Raw genomic sequence first — 14,411 nt, forward strand, 5'->3', positions numbered from 1 at the left:
AGCATGAGTCATTTTTGATTTGTAGGTAATTTCTCCAAAGCACCTAGCGCATAACGCTTCCACCTGAAATTTTGAGCGATTCGCCAATAATGTTTTCTGACGCATTTGAGAGAAGGTAAATGATGCTATTGGCGACTTCTTCAGGCTGCGTAATTCTTCCAGATGGCATTGCTGCTTCTACATCCTTTAATTCTTCCTCAAAGCTTTTATTCTGTCTCTCCCCTTTAGAAGCAATACTGTTTCGGCCCATTTCTGTATTAACGAAGCCGGGACATACTGCGTTAACTCTAATTCCATCACGGATAGCCTCGTGGGCAAACGACTGCGTGAAGCCAGTTATAGCAAACTTTGAAGCGCTATAGGCCGTGTTACCAAAAGTTCCTCTAAGACCTGAGAGAGAAGAGAGGTTTACAATCGCCCCTTTCTTCTTATCCTCACGCATTCGCTTATACACAAGTTGAGTCAGTAAAACAGTCGAGGTATAATTTAGCTCCATTACTTTGCGAAGATCTTCTTCTTCTAATTGATCAAGCGTATCGCCGCCGCCAATTCCTGCTGAGTTAACTAACCCTGTGATGCTTCCGTTATATTTAATAGCACTTTCGATAAGAGTAGAACGATCTTTCTCATTGTTTAAATCAGCAGGAAGAACAGCAACCGTTGCTTCCGTTACTAACTCTTCGCACTCCTGCTTCAGCTGAGTTAATTTATCTTTATTTCTTCCGGTTATCGTAATCGTAGCACCGGCTTTTACGGCGGCCTTTGCGGTTTCATATCCAATACCACCCGTGGCTCCGGTAATGAGAACATGTTCATGCTTAAGCGTATCCTCTTTGAAAATTCCCATTTGTCCTTCCTCCTTTTAAGGTCTAGCACCCTTTTACCCGTTTGAATACTTATAAAACCCTGACATAACGAAAAGACAGGTAGCCATTGGCTGCCTGCCTAACTTCTTTCTATTGAACTCCAACTGCATTAAAAGCCTGTTTTACAGATTGAACTTCTGAGCTTCCGCTTCCATAAAGATCAGTGGCAGCTTGTACTGCTGCTGATCTCATCTGACTAAAGTTTGAAGAAGCGGTTAAGTATTGCGTAAGGGTGCGGTAGTAAATAGCGCTGAGTTTGTCTTTTCCAATTCCTGATACGGTTACCCCATAGAATGTACCGCCTTCACTCAGCAGATAAGCTGCTTTGTTCATGATGCCGCTGTTGATATGAACGCCGCCATTATCTTGAGAACCAGTATAGCGGACAGAGTAATGATCAGGGTCTCCGAATTGGGATGGGTCTGACATTGAACGAAGAGCATCCCCGGATGTACCTGGTGTATAAATATCTTCTCCGATTAACCAGTCAGGGTTATTGCTGTCGTAGTATTCTACAAGCGTTCCGAATACATCAGACATGGATTCATTCAGTGCTCCTGATTCATTTTGATAAATTAAGTCAGCTGTTGTATCAGTGACAGCGTGTGTCAATTCATGAGCAACAACATCTTCACCACCTGAAAGGGATACAAAAGTTGAGCCATCTCCATCACCATAGACCATTTGGCTTCCGTTCCAGAACGCATTATTGTAGTTGCGTCCGTAATGTACGGTGGACTTTAGTGGTGAACCGTTTCCGTCATAACTATCTCGGTTGAAGACATCTTTATAATAATCATACGTCGCTCCTGCATAGTAGTGAGCGTCGACTGCAGCCGCGTCATAGCTTGCGTTAAAGGAGTTATCCGAATCTGCCCATAAAGAGCCTGGCAGTTTTGTGCGATTTGCCGCATCATATGTTAAGATTCCGCCACCTCGCGTAGTGTCTTTCAAGTAATAAGTTGAAGAGGAAAGTAGCGTATTGAACGTTTTTTGATCACCAAGTACACCAGTTCCACTTGCCGTCTTAATTGTTCCGGTAACATTATCACCACCACCTGGCTTGCCGACTCCTTCTTTTTTTGCTTCGTGTAGAGCATTGAAGCTTGTTAGAACTTCACCACTTGTTGCATCAATTATGTATTGCCAGTTACCCGGTTCAGGCGAGAGGAAGTTCAAGGTCACATGGTAAGCATACGTTGCAGACTCTCCTTCAGTATAGACGACAAGGTTGGATTCGGGTTTTTGTTCATAGGCTGGTGAAAAACCGAGATCTTCTTCTGCTTTTTTAACGGCGTCCTGTTTCTTGAATTTTGTTGCTTTTTTAAGCTCTTTCTTCGACCCAAGGTCTGGAATAACTGTACCTGATACGGCTGTTAAAATACCACTTTCATCAACATGAGCCGTTTGAGTTGAACCATAAACAGGTGTTCCTTCATGAAGTTGTTGTAATCGAAAAACCGTAAAACCAAGATCGTCCTTTTCTTTTGATAGGATTTTAAAGGAATCCTTAGCGGAAGATCCACTAAACTTGTACAGGTTTTTCTGTTCGTTCAAGTAATCAAATAGTACTTGATTGGCATTTTGAGAGCTTGCTTTTGTTAGTTTTCCTGAAACAAAAGTAGGTGTTCCTGTTTCTTTATTCATATTCGTATCTGCTGCTGCAAATGTTGAGGATGGTGCGAGCATGGTACTAACGAGCCCCACTGATAAACCGATTGAAAGTAAATTTTTTTTCTTTCCCATTCTATATCCCCCTCGTGATTAAGATGAGCTAACATTACCATAAAAGATTTAGTATTCAAACTATTTAAACTATTTTGATAGTTAAGACCTATCCTTTTGGATAGAGTTATAGGGAGATATACCTGTTATTTTTAAAAAGGTATTGGTTCTTTAGACTCAGGAGGTGGTGTGCTAATAAATAATGGCGTTAATGACCATATGAAACGGCATATCCTGGTTCTTTTTCTGTGCGTTTAGAGATTGATGCGCGAGTATTTCTACTTCCCTATCTGTTAATGGAACAAGTGTAGGATCTCCAATACGTATGTGCTCTGATGACTAACTTTCGAGTGAATATCGTTAAGTTCATTGTTACTCTTCTTCCGGTACTTTTCGTTACTTTAGAAAAAAGGGTGATGCTAAGTGAATCGTTTTATGATTGGAAGAAAGTACTTATTGTAAAGAGAACGTATATTCGGTTAAAATACGGGTATATATAAAGGGAACAAACGTTCTTTTGATTAGGAGAAGGGGGGATACAAATGGATTATTCTAAATTTCCAAAGAAAACAATCCTATGTATTGATATGAAAAGTTTTTATGCAAGTTGTTCAGCAGTAGAGATGGGGCTTGATCCACTTACATGCTATCTCGCGGTTGTTGGTGATACCGAGCGACAGGGAAGTGTTGTGCTAGCAGCGTCTCCGGCACTAAAGAAGGAATTTGGAATACGAACAGGGAGCAGACTATTTGAAATTCCAAATAATAAAAACATTCATATCGTTAATGCGAAAATGTCTTCATATTTAAAACAATCAATGGAAATAACGAGGCTTTTTCATCGTTATGTACCATCAGAATGTATCCATACGTATAGCGTTGATGAATCGTTTTTGCAGGTTGATGGGACAGAACGACTTTGGGGGAACAAATTTGAAGTAGCTCACAAGATCAGAAATGAAATAAGAGAGACATTCGGATTACCATGTGCCATAGGGATTGGCCCAAATCTTTTAATGGCAAAGCTTTGTCTCGATCTGGAAGCGAAAGAAAAAGGGATTGCAGAATGGACTTATGAAGATATTCCTAAAAAACTCTGGCCGCTTTCCCCGCTAAGTCAAATGTGGGGTATCGGATCGCGTGTCGAGCGAACGTTAAATCGAATGGGGATTATGAATGTAAAGCAGCTTGCGCATTACCCGCTACATCTACTAGAAGAAAAATTCGGTATTATGGGAAATCAGCTCTATCATCATGCGTGGGGCATCGATCTTTCTGAAATGGGTGCGCCGATTATGCAGGGACAGATTAGCTATGGGAAAAGCCAAATTTTGTTGCGAGATTACCATGACGAAAAAGACATTCAACACGTCATTCTTGAGATGAGTGAAGAAGTTGCAAGACGTGCGAGAAAAGCCCGGAAGGCAGGGCGTACGATTAGCCTTGGGATTGGTTATAGTAAAGAAGAAGGCAGGGGTGGCTTTCACCGTTCAAGGAGTATCCACAGCCCGACTGCTATTACGCTCGAAATATACAATGTATGTCTTCAGTTATTTGAGGAGTTCTTTGGAAGAAAAACGGTTCGTAAGATTTCCATTACCCTTTCAAATATTTGCAATGATGAAGAAGTGCAGTTGGACTTATTTAACGCGTCACGCCCAAAGCAGCGGGATCTCGGATATGTGATGGATTCGATCCGTGAGAAATATGGCTCAGATGCGCTGCTTTGTGCCGTTTCATACACAAAGGCCGGTACGGCACTGCATAGAAGTAAACTTGTGGGTGGTCATAAAGCATAGAAGGGGGAAGAAGCGTGATTCGTGATCGCGGAAATATAAAATGGACGTCAATGATGTTACCTGAGCATGTGAAAGAGCTAAGAGATTGGAAAACCGAAGAGAAAAAAAGTGAAAAGCCGGTACTTGATGAACAAAGAATGGTGGAAATGAATGAAACAATATGTGAAGCAATGGCCAATCACAACTCGCTTTGTTTTCAACACTTTAGTGGGGGAGAAACGAAAACTCTCTTTGGATATGTGCACTATGTAGATCCACTTACGAAAGAACTGCGTATTATTGACCATAATGAAAAAAGGACAACGATAAAGCTGCTGGACCTTGTGCACGTAGAGTTAGAATGAAAAAAATGGAGTATCCTCTCGGATGTAAAAAAAGTTTTTCATTTCAGGATTGGGGTAAAATAAGTATAAAGTCAAACCTGAATAAGTGAGACCATCCTGTCTGGTTAGAAACGAAGGGTAAATCAGATCAGATGAATTCAAAATCCGGAGTGAGATGAAAGATGCTATTAGCTCAAAATCTTAAACAAAATACGGAAAAGATCAAAGGAATTGATATTCACTATGAATACTATAGAAATGACACAGCCGTCGATCGACCAGTATTAACGCTTCTTCACGGTTTTCTATCGTCGAGCTTCAGCTTCAGAAGATTGATACCATTATTAACAAAGGCATATACTGTTGTTGCCATTGATCTTCCTCCGTTCGGAAAAAGTGAAAAGTCTAATCGTTTTGTCCACTCTTATCATAATTATGCGGAAGTGGTGGTTGAACTTTTAGAAAGGCTTTCAATTGATCATACTGTTATGATCGGCCATTCTATGGGTGGGCAAGTAGCAATGAGAGCCTCGGCTATGAAAGATGATCTCGTTAGTAAGAATATTTTACTGTGCAGTTCAGGATATCTTGAAAAGGCTAAACAGAGTCTAGTGTATACATCGTACTTACCTTTTTTCTCGGTATACTTGAAAAGGTGGCTTTATCGAAAAGGTGTTAGAGGAAATTTGCTTAATTGTGTTTATGATCCTTCCCTTATCGATGAAGAAATGATGGATGGATATATCCAACCTTTCTTCAATGAGGGTATCTTTCGGTCATTAGTTAGGATGATTCGAGATCGCGAAGGAGATTTGTCAGAAGTTGAACTAAATCAAATTCATACACCTAGCCTACTAATATGGGGAGAAAATGACAGAGTTGTGCCGTTGAAAATTGGGAAGCGTCTCAGTAAGGATCTCCCAAATGCTAAACTGATCATCTATGAAAAAACCGGTCACCTTCTACCAGAAGAAAAACCGGAATCGATTATGAAGGATATTGAGTGGTTTTTAGGAAAATAAAGATTGATCTATTGCAAAAATTGGTAGTCATACAAAGCTTGAACCAGACTAGTTAATCAGGTAAACTCCTTAAAGGATGAGGAGTTTATTTTGATGCAGTTAATCAAAGTTGACTCATCAGAATAATGCGTGATAAAGTAAAGCTCGTTATGAAAAAGTAAAATGAAGCATGCGCTCATTAATAATTGTATATTTCTTATTAAGAGAAGTGGAGGGACCTGGCCCAAAGAAGCTTCAGCAACCTCTGATCATCAGAAAGGTGCTGCTTCCAGCAAGAGAAATCTTGAGAGATAAGTGCAAAAGCCTTCTTCTCTTGAAGTGGGCTTTTTTTATTGAGACAGAATAAAGGATGAAGGAGACATGAATAATGGAGAAAGAAATAAAGGGGAACGGCCTGGCTTTACTTCCCCTTGGAATATTTATTGTGCTTTTTATTGGTACAGCTATCATAACAAAGGACTTTTATAGTATGCCTGTTATTCTCGCTTCTCTAATTGCGGCGGGCGTAGCTCTTTCGATGAATCGAAAAGAAAGCTTTATGAAAAAAGTGGAAGTGTTTTGTCGTGGAGCAGGTAATACGAATATCATATTAATGATTTTGGTCTTTTTACTGGCTGGGGCGTTTGCCGGAACAGCTGAAAAAATTGGAGCAGTAGATTCGATTGTTAATTTAGGTATATCAATTCTACCGGCTAATCTTTTAATCGTAGGTTTGTTTGTCATTGGCTGTTTTATTTCTATTTCGATGGGTACATCGATGGGAACGATTGTAGCACTTGCTCCCATTGGAATTGGAATTGCAGAGCAAACCGGAGTTGCCCCGGCACTGGCTTTATCAGCGGTCATAGGTGGGGCAATGTTTGGTGACAATCTTTCTATGATTTCAGATACTACGATTGCGGCAGTACGCACACAAAATACGCAAATGAAAGATAAATTCAAAGTAAACTTTTTTATAGTCTTGCCAGCTGCTATCGTAACAGCCATTATTTATGGTGCTTTAACGATGGGAGAGCAAGCAACGGTTGGAGGAGATCACGCATTTGATTTCGTTACAATTATCCCTTATTTAGGTGTACTGATCGCAGCGATCGCTGGTGTTAATGTTCTTATTGTACTTGTAAGTGGTACCTTATTTGCTGGGATTGTAGGTTTATATAACGGAACATTTGGAATGAGTGGACTGATCTCCACGGTTACAGAGGGCATAAAAGGGATGGAAGACCTTGCCATGATTGCTCTCGTCATCGGAGGGATGATTGAAGTCATTAAGCATAACGGAGGAATACAATACGTATTGGACAAAATCCTGAGCAAAGTAACTTCTCGTAGAGGAGCAGAGTTTGGTATCGCCGGTCTCGCAAGCGTGCTTGATTTATCAACAGCTAACAACACCATTTCGATCATAATGGGGGGCCACTTGCGAAAAACATTTCCGAAGAATATGGGGTAGACCCACGAAAGTCTGCTAGTATTCTTGATATTTTCTCAGGTAGTATACAGGGCATGCTCCCATATGGGGCACAGGTGCTTGCAGTAGCAGGTCTTGCGTCGATTTCGCCACTCGCTCTACTACCGTATTCAATTTATCCAATCCTCATTGCTATTGCAGGAATTATTGCGATTTTCATCAACTATCCCTCTATTTCGAAAAAGGGCTAAAGTGATAGTAAACAGAATCTTGAATTAAAATTTGATATGAGCATTTAAAAAGCAGGTAGCTCAATTTGAGCTACCTGCTTTTTTTATTATCCTTCGATTTGTTTTTGAAGATGCACAATTCGTTGAGGAAGAATGTACAAGTATTCAATAAGTGAATCTAGTAAGTCGATAATTAAGTTGGCCGTTTCTTCGCTTGTAGCTTTCTCAAGACAAAGGAGGTTATTTAAATTACTACCTTTGCCTAGTAGGTGTCCTAGTTTTACAATTGGTTCTTCTAAATCAATCTGTTTAGCAAGTGTTTCTAGCTGTTTAGAAAGTGGCTGTCCTAGCTCATTTTCAGATAGAAAACTACCTGTAATGCTCTCAAGAACACGATTAGCCATTACAGCCGTTGCGGTCCAATCCTTCATGTTATGTACATTCACTGCTGAGCGATAAACACGCTCAAGGTCATCGGGTAATCTAGCTGTGCTAGTCAGTCTGCCGAGCGGCTCTCGTGTAAAAGAGGTTTGATGCACGAATAGCTCAACTTCTTCTCCGCGATCATTATGGGACGTTTTAATGAGTATGAAAAGCACAGCTTCTTTACAAATAGAGCAGCGAGAAAGCGTGGAGAACACAGCCTGATTAATTTGATAATCGAACTTCAGTTGAAATGAAGCATCGCTTCCGCATTCTGGACATTCTGTATTAGCTGATTTTGGAAGCTTTGTTTGTCCGTATTTCACAACCGAATTAATAGTAGTCTGTTGTATCTTTCTCATCATATACCCCCTGGATCGATTTTGAGCAACTTGTTGTGGATTGTGTATCTATTCTTACATTTAATCATTGAGTTTATTTATTTTGAATTATAAAAAACATATCATCAACTTATAATTTTCGCCCCAAATGGAAATTTAAGGGGGTTGAAATGAATTACTTGTATGGAAATGGAAAAACGAATCAAAAGTCCTTTCTTGAAAGAGAGTAATAAAGTACCAAAATTGTGAATTTATTGACAGATGTGGCGAGCGAATTCTACACTATAGTTTAATGAACGATAGGAGGTATGACTATGGAACAACACCTTTGGAACCAATTATGGAAAGAACATGATCGAGCAAAAGATCTCTTAACATTCGCTTCTTCACACACGCCGGAAATCCCTTCAAAAAGTTCTCAAAAAAATCCAGGTTATGCATCTGGACCAGATCCTGCTTATGATAAAAGGAAACTGACGGGGTTGATCCTCGGACCGGTCCTTTTTCTTAGCATAATGTTGTTTTTTAATCCAAATGGTCTTTCAGAAGCAGGTTTGGCCATCTTAGCAAGTACGGCGTGGATTGCAACGTGGTGGATTACAGAAGCCATTCCGATACCGGCGACGTCTCTTTTACCATTAATTTTATTTCCACTAACGGGCGGACTAAAAGGTGATTTAACAGCATCAGCTTATGGCGATAACACCATTTTTCTCTTTATGGGTGGTTTTTTGATCGCGCTTACAATGCAGAAGTGGCATTTACATAAACGAATTGCTCTTTTCATTATATCAGCAATAGGAACAAGTACAGAGAGAATTGTACTTGGCTTTATGATTGCAACAGGCTTTTTATCAATGTGGATCTCAAACACGGCAACGGCTATGATGATGGTGCCAATTGGGCTGGCGGTGATTTATCAAGTATCCGAGCAGCTTGATATGAAGCAAGAAGGGATTCCGCAATTTAATTTTGGAAAAGCCATTATGCTTGGCATCGCGTACAGTGCCTCAATTGGTGGTTTAGCAACATTGATTGGAACACCTCCTAATACCATCTTTGCAGCGGTGGTCAATGAGCTATATGGCATCGAGATTTCATTTGCCCGCTGGATGATGTTTGGCGTACCTTTAACTGTTCTTCTTTTATTCGGCTGCTGGTATTACCTTGTGAAAATGGCATTTCCGATGAATGTTAAAGAGCTGCCAGGCGGGAAAGAGGTGATTAATAAGGAGAAAGCGGATCTTGGGAAAATGTCTATGGAAGAAAAGGTCATTATGGTAGTTTTTTCTTTCACTGCGGTTGCCTGGATTAGCCGTTCCTTTGTTTTAAGTGAGCTTAATCCGAATATAAATGACACTGTCATCGCGATGACTGCAGCGCTATTACTTTTTCTTATACCAGCCCCTTCGAAAAAAGGTGCCTTTCTTTTAGATTGGGATACAGCAAAAGGATTACCATGGGGAATTCTTCTATTATTTGGAGCCGGACTCGCCATTGCTTCTGGCTTTCAGGAATCAGGACTTGCGAATTGGATTGGGGAGCAATTAACGGTTCTTGAAGGCATCCATCTGTTCGTCATTTTACTACTTGTCACATCGCTTGTTATTTTCTTAACGGAGATTACATCAAATACGGCGACGGCGACAATGATGTTTCCAATCATGGCGTCTCTATCATCCGCGATCGGAGTTCATCCTTATGCTCTAATGATTGGGGCAGGAATTGCGTCAAGCTGTGCTTTTATGCTTCCGGTTGCAACCCCTCCGAACGCCGTTGTATTCGGGTCAGGCTATTTAAAAATCCCAGATATGGCGAGAGCAGGTTTCTGGCTAAACCTAACATCTGTCGTCATTATTACACTGGCGATTTATTTTTATATGCCAGTGGTGTGGGGAATTGATCTCACTCAAATTCCCAATCAGTTAAAATAAAAGTAAGATAGAAAATTGAAGGTGATGATCAAGTGTCAGTTGTTCTAAATAACAATCAGCCATATACATCAAAAGATGCGGGTTTCTGGCGAGCGGCGGTTAGTCTTGGATGTGGAGCATTATTAGTCTTTTCGGCACTTTATGCTTTTCAACCATTGCTTCCAATATTTGTGAGTGAATTTCATTTAACGGCAACAACGTCAAGCTTACTTATGTCCATGCCCGTCATCACGATGATACCAGGACTTCTTATACTTGGCTTTGTTTCAGACCGCTATGGGCGAACAGTAGTGATGAAAATATCGCTCCTTTTTGTCCTTAGTTCATTACTAATAATGCCGTTTATGAATTCATTCCTTCTTCTGCTTATTATTCGGTGTATTGAGGGATTCTTTCTTGCAGGTATACCGGCATCGGCGATGGCTTATCTTGCAGATGAAGTAGCTCCAAGTAACGTAGGACTTGCTACGAGCATTTTTATTGCGAGCAATGCAATGGGGGGACTTAGTGGACGAGTCGCAACAGGATATTTGACTGACTTATATAGTTGGCAAGTAAGTTTTATCATCCTTGCAGGGTTTGCTATTATAGCGATCATTTGCTTTTATTGGCTCCTGCCGCCCTCTCGCTTTTTTAAGGGGGGGAATAGCAGTGTTATAAAGGATATGAAAGGAATGTTTGTACATTTAAGAGATCGTCGGCTCTTATCGCTATTTACGCTTGGCTTTCTCATTCAAGTGATCTTTACGGGCGTGTGGACATATTTGCCTTTCTTCCTTAAACAAGATCCATTTTCTCTTTCGTTAAAATGGATCTCCCTTGCTTATTTTGCGTATATTCTCGGAGTAGTTTCACCACCAATTGCAGGACGAATTTCATCTCGTATTGGCTTACGGCGCACGATGGTAACGGGCCTCTTATTATTAACGTTAGGAGTTGCCATTACACTATATCAAGAACTGATTGTGGTAATGATTGGGCTTTGCGTTATTTGTGCAGGGTTTTTTATTTCTCATTCGATGGCATCAGCTTCTGTTGCAAAGACGGCAGAGCATCATAAGAGTGGGGCATCTAGTTTTTATTTGATTAGTTACTATGCCGGAGTAGCAGCAGGTAGTTCGGGCGTTGGTATCCTATGGGACGGTTTGGGATGGATAGGGGTAGTGAGCTTACTTATTTTAATTGTGCCGCTTTTATTATTATTTTCACAAAAACAGGTTTCAAAAAGATATCATTATGAAGACTTACGAGGAGAGAAAGCACGATGAACATTAGAAGGGCTAGAAAAGGTGATGAGGAATGGCTTACTTATTTGCTTTCAGAAATGGGGTATGAGACCTCTGTCTGCGAAGTGACGGAGCGTCTAAAACCAATTTTGTCAGATCCTTTGTACGTCACGCTTGTAAGTGAAAAACAGGAGTCTTTGATTGGACTGCTTGGAATGCATTATGAACGATCTTATGTTGCTAATATTCTTGTTGCAAGAATTATTACAATGGTAACGGCAAAAGATTACCGGCAGCAGGGAGTTGGGAAGACTCTGCTTTTGGAAGCAGAAAATCTAGCTCGTGAAAAGGGTGCCTCAACCATCGTCTTAAATAGTGGGAATCGGGATGAAAGGAAGTCTGCACACCTTTTTTATGAAGCGTGTGGGTTTACAGGGAAATCCACGGGGTTTTATAAACCGATAGATTGATAATAGGAAAAGCCTGCCACCTTTAAAAGGTGGCAGGCGCTTAAGGTTTACTTTCTAGTAAATCCTTCTTCATCAAGATATTGGATCGCTTCGTTACGAGAAGGGAATGTACCATCAAGGATATCTCCAGCATAAACATTCCATAGTTCGAGCTCAGGCTCATACATTAATTCCAGAGTTTGATCTTCATCGTTTACCCAAACTTGGATCTCAATATCTGAACCAGGAAGAACAGAAAGTGATTGAATGGATTCGCCTATGATTTTACGAAGCTCGTTGCTTGAGAAATCACGGATATTAACCATTCCTCTTTCATCTAATGGATACCCTTCAATAAGGTCACCAAATACATAGCCGTTGCCATTAGGGTGAAGATGATAAACAACATTTTTCTTATCAATAACCGCTTCTTCATAGTGAAAATTCACACGTCCAAGAGAAACGTCTTTTCGTGTCAGTTCAGGAAAGGATGATTCAATAATTTCTAATTTTTCTTCAAAAGTTAGCATAATGCCTCCATGTGCTTCAATAGTCTTTCTATATTCATTTTGAACAGGAAACTTCCAATTCAAACATACTGCACCTTATCTTATCATGGCTTATGACAAAATTGTATGCTTTGAATGAAGTTCATGAAGAAAATTAGCGATATCTGCTTTGTTTTTTAAATGTATTATGGATTTATCGGGGGAAGTTTGTTCTAATTGTTCGAATCTACTTCTCATTTTCTCTTTACGAGGATAATAGGTCGTCCAAATGAAAGTTAAAAAAGACCAATCCACTTTCTCTTTACACCCATTGCCCATATCAGGACGAGTTTGACCGATATGAGTGACCCATCGTTTTAGCACCCTGTAAATGCAAAGCAATCTCGGAACATCTAAGTAAATAATCGTATCAGCTCGTGCAACCCGAATATCGTAAGAATTGCTATAATTCCCTTCCATGATCCATTTTTCAGTCATAGCAATCTTTTCCTGGGTATCACGGAATTCGTCAAGACTAGTTTCCACCCAATTGGGCTTCCAGAAAAAGGGTATCAAGATGAAAAACTTTCAGATCTAGAATTTCACCAAGCCGACGGGCGAAGGTGGATTTACCCGCCCCGCCGGAAGATCCCATTACCATAATTCGGTTCATATCCTCGCTCCTTCCATTATTATACACTACTAAAGTTTACCAAAAATTAACGTAAGCAAACAGGCCTAAAAAATGATGAAGAGCAGAAGAGGACATTTGTTTATCGAATGGATCGAAAACCCAAAAAAATGTGAAGAAGGCAAAAAGTTGAGCAGCTTACAAACCATTATTTCTTTAGCAAAACAGCTTGTTAAAGAAAATCTTCCTTGTGGCGCAGGTATTACAGACAAGTCGCTTCATGAAGCGAACGTCCGTATTAACCTATGTCAGATTGCTATGTTATGATCAAATGACAAGATTAGTAATGTGGGAGGTTTTGTTATGAAACGACGATCGAAAAAACTTATAACCTTCCTTTTTATAATAGGAGTCGGTATCTTTTGTATCTATATAAGTGATGATCTTGAAAGACAATTCATAAAGAAGGATGTGCCCTTACCAACTGATCTTCACCCAAAGGTTAATGAAGCAAAAAAGGCGTTGATGAATCGAGCTGCTGAAGCTGGAATAGAAATTGTGATAACTGCTGGGCATCGAACGAAAGAAGAACAGGATGCTCTTTATGAAAAGGGACGTTCTACTGGGGGCCAGGTGGTGACGAACGTAGCGGGCGGCGGTTCCTATCATAACTACGGACTAGCAATTGATTTTGCATTAAAGTTAGATGATGGTGACGTCGTTTGGGATATGGAGCGAGACGATAATGGCAACGGGAAGTCAGATTGGATGGAGGTTGTTGCAATGGCGAAAGACCTTGGTTTTGAATGGGGAGGCGATTGGAGTAGCTTCAAAGATTACCCTCATCTTCAAATGGATTTTGGTTTCACAATGCGAGAGTTAAAGAATGGTAATAGGCCAGATGAGAGTGAATATGCGACAAACTAGCTTGGAGTGATGTGGTTATGAGAACAAGACAGGCTGTGGGGGCTATCGTAACGTATAAGCACCGTTTTTTGATCGTTCATAAAACAAAGCTGAATACCAAAGCGGGACAAGAGTCTCAGGGTGAAACGTGGGATTTCGTTAAAGGTGGAGTAGAAGACGAGGATAGAGACGTTGAAGCTTCGATTAGAAGAGAATTGCTAGAGGAAACGGGATCAATAAAATACAAGCTGATGAAAAAGTTTGATGAATCGATCACATTTGAATTTCCAGCTGAGGTTCAAAATAAAATTGGCTATCACAACCAGGTTACCACCATGTTTCACTATGAGTACGAGGGGGATGAACAGGATCTTAGTCCGCTTGATAAGGAAATTGATCAGTTGCGTTTTGTTGGTGAAAAAGAGTTATTGCTCATGCTTAAGCACCCTGAAACACAGGAGTTCATTAAACAGGCTAACTTCGAACGAAAAAAATAATAGTAAGGATTTTTTAAAAAAGAGGTTTAGGTATTTGGAGAAGGGGTAAATTCAAACTAACATAATTTTCCCCCTTTTGTACCGTCCGTTAAATCGGGCGGTACTTTTTTTTGCTAAGAGTGCTCGAAAGAGAGTGAGTG

15 protein-coding genes, 1 pseudogene and 1 riboswitch are annotated in these 14,411 nt (G+C 40.3%); of the genes and pseudogenes, 10 read left to right on the forward strand and 6 right to left on the reverse strand.

The features are described 5' to 3' along the window. Positions 1–43: 43 nt before the first annotated feature. Together ACIFPW_RS16835 and ACIFPW_RS16840 are read right to left on the reverse strand one after the other, a co-directional pair. Positions 44–847 carry an SDR family NAD(P)-dependent oxidoreductase gene (locus ACIFPW_RS16835; RefSeq protein WP_430246007.1) on the reverse strand — a complete coding sequence of 268 codons (804 nt, stop codon included), beginning with the start codon at positions 845–847 and terminating at the stop codon, positions 44–46. Positions 848–956: 109 nt separating this feature from the next. After that, positions 957–2,612 (reverse strand): M4 family metallopeptidase, encoded by a 1,656-nt coding sequence (locus ACIFPW_RS16840; protein WP_430246009.1) that lies wholly within the window; start codon positions 2,610–2,612, stop codon positions 957–959. A gap of 521 nt (positions 2,613–3,133) precedes the next feature. Between ACIFPW_RS16840 and ACIFPW_RS16845 the strand changes: the two genes are divergently transcribed. From ACIFPW_RS16845 to ACIFPW_RS16860, 4 genes and pseudogenes are all read left to right on the forward strand, one after another. Beyond that, on the forward strand, positions 3,134–4,390 hold the full coding sequence (locus ACIFPW_RS16845; RefSeq protein ID WP_430246011.1) for a DNA polymerase thumb domain-containing protein: 1,257 nt from the start codon (positions 3,134–3,136) through the stop codon (positions 4,388–4,390). Between the two features lie 14 nt (positions 4,391–4,404). Beyond that, positions 4,405–4,734 carry a YolD-like family protein gene (locus ACIFPW_RS16850; protein WP_430246013.1) on the forward strand — a complete coding sequence of 110 codons (330 nt, stop codon included), beginning with the start codon at positions 4,405–4,407 and terminating at the stop codon, positions 4,732–4,734. 161 nt (positions 4,735–4,895) lie between these two features. Beyond that, on the forward strand, positions 4,896–5,735 hold the full coding sequence (locus ACIFPW_RS16855; RefSeq protein ID WP_430246015.1) for an alpha/beta fold hydrolase: 840 nt from the start codon (positions 4,896–4,898) through the stop codon (positions 5,733–5,735). 193 nt (positions 5,736–5,928) lie between these two features. Then, a riboswitch (SAM riboswitch) is annotated at positions 5,929–6,032 on the forward strand. Between the two features lie 70 nt (positions 6,033–6,102). Beyond that, a pseudogene (locus ACIFPW_RS16860) lies at positions 6,103–7,397 on the forward strand (Na+/H+ antiporter NhaC family protein). 86 nt (positions 7,398–7,483) lie between these two features. Here the strand turns inward: ACIFPW_RS16860 and ACIFPW_RS16865 are convergent. Further along, positions 7,484–8,161 carry a hypothetical protein gene (locus ACIFPW_RS16865; RefSeq protein WP_430246017.1) on the reverse strand — a complete coding sequence of 226 codons (678 nt, stop codon included), beginning with the start codon at positions 8,159–8,161 and terminating at the stop codon, positions 7,484–7,486. Positions 8,162–8,454: 293 nt separating this feature from the next. Here ACIFPW_RS16865 and ACIFPW_RS16870 point away from each other — a divergent pair, with 293 nt between their 5' ends. From ACIFPW_RS16870 to ACIFPW_RS16880, 3 genes are read left to right on the forward strand one after another with little or no spacing between them, the layout of a single operon-like run. After that, positions 8,455–10,074, forward strand: coding sequence for an SLC13 family permease (locus ACIFPW_RS16870; protein ID WP_430246020.1), 1,620 nt, complete (start codon positions 8,455–8,457; stop codon positions 10,072–10,074). Positions 10,075–10,106: 32 nt separating this feature from the next. Beyond that, a complete protein-coding gene (locus ACIFPW_RS16875; protein WP_430246022.1) occupies positions 10,107–11,342 on the forward strand; it encodes an MFS transporter in 1,236 nt (411 codons plus the stop codon). Beyond that, positions 11,339–11,770 (forward strand): GNAT family N-acetyltransferase, encoded by a 432-nt coding sequence (locus ACIFPW_RS16880; protein WP_430246024.1) that lies wholly within the window; start codon positions 11,339–11,341, stop codon positions 11,768–11,770. The genes ACIFPW_RS16875 and ACIFPW_RS16880 overlap by 4 nt, the downstream gene beginning before the upstream one ends. A gap of 47 nt (positions 11,771–11,817) precedes the next feature. On the opposite strand, the gene ACIFPW_RS16885 is transcribed toward ACIFPW_RS16880, so the two are convergent. From ACIFPW_RS16885 to ACIFPW_RS16895, 3 genes are all read right to left on the reverse strand, one after another. After that, complete coding sequence (locus ACIFPW_RS16885) at positions 11,818–12,279, reverse strand: hypothetical protein (protein ID WP_226615440.1); 462 nt, start codon at positions 12,277–12,279, stop codon at positions 11,818–11,820. 90 nt (positions 12,280–12,369) lie between these two features. Next, positions 12,370–12,783: a topology modulation protein gene (locus ACIFPW_RS16890; RefSeq protein ID WP_430246026.1), complete on the reverse strand. Its 414-nt coding sequence runs from the start codon at positions 12,781–12,783 to the stop codon at positions 12,370–12,372. Beyond that, on the reverse strand, positions 12,773–12,910 hold the full coding sequence (locus ACIFPW_RS16895; RefSeq protein ID WP_430246029.1) for a hypothetical protein: 138 nt from the start codon (positions 12,908–12,910) through the stop codon (positions 12,773–12,775). The genes ACIFPW_RS16890 and ACIFPW_RS16895 overlap by 11 nt, the downstream gene beginning before the upstream one ends. A 147-nt stretch (positions 12,911–13,057) precedes the next feature. Here ACIFPW_RS16895 and ACIFPW_RS16900 point away from each other — a divergent pair, with 147 nt between their 5' ends. Genes ACIFPW_RS16900 through ACIFPW_RS16910 form a run of 3 tightly spaced genes read left to right on the forward strand, consistent with a single transcriptional unit; the run spans position 13,058 to position 14,271 of the window. Then, on the forward strand, positions 13,058–13,195 hold the full coding sequence (locus ACIFPW_RS16900) for a hypothetical protein (RefSeq protein WP_430246031.1): 138 nt from the start codon (positions 13,058–13,060) through the stop codon (positions 13,193–13,195). A 36-nt stretch (positions 13,196–13,231) separates the two neighbouring features. Further along, the gene (locus tag ACIFPW_RS16905) at positions 13,232–13,795 is read left to right on the forward strand and encodes a M15 family metallopeptidase (RefSeq protein WP_430246033.1); all 564 of its coding nucleotides are present in this window, start codon (positions 13,232–13,234) and stop codon (positions 13,793–13,795) included. 17 nt (positions 13,796–13,812) lie between these two features. Continuing rightward, positions 13,813–14,271, forward strand: coding sequence for an NUDIX hydrolase (locus ACIFPW_RS16910; protein ID WP_430246036.1), 459 nt, complete (start codon positions 13,813–13,815; stop codon positions 14,269–14,271). Positions 14,272–14,411: the final 140 nt, after the last annotated feature.

The sequence above is a fragment of the Pseudalkalibacillus sp. NRS-1564 genome, assembly GCF_050467905.1.
In the GTDB taxonomy this organism is placed as follows: domain Bacteria; phylum Bacillota; class Bacilli; order Bacillales; family Guptibacillaceae; genus Guptibacillus; species Guptibacillus hwajinpoensis_B.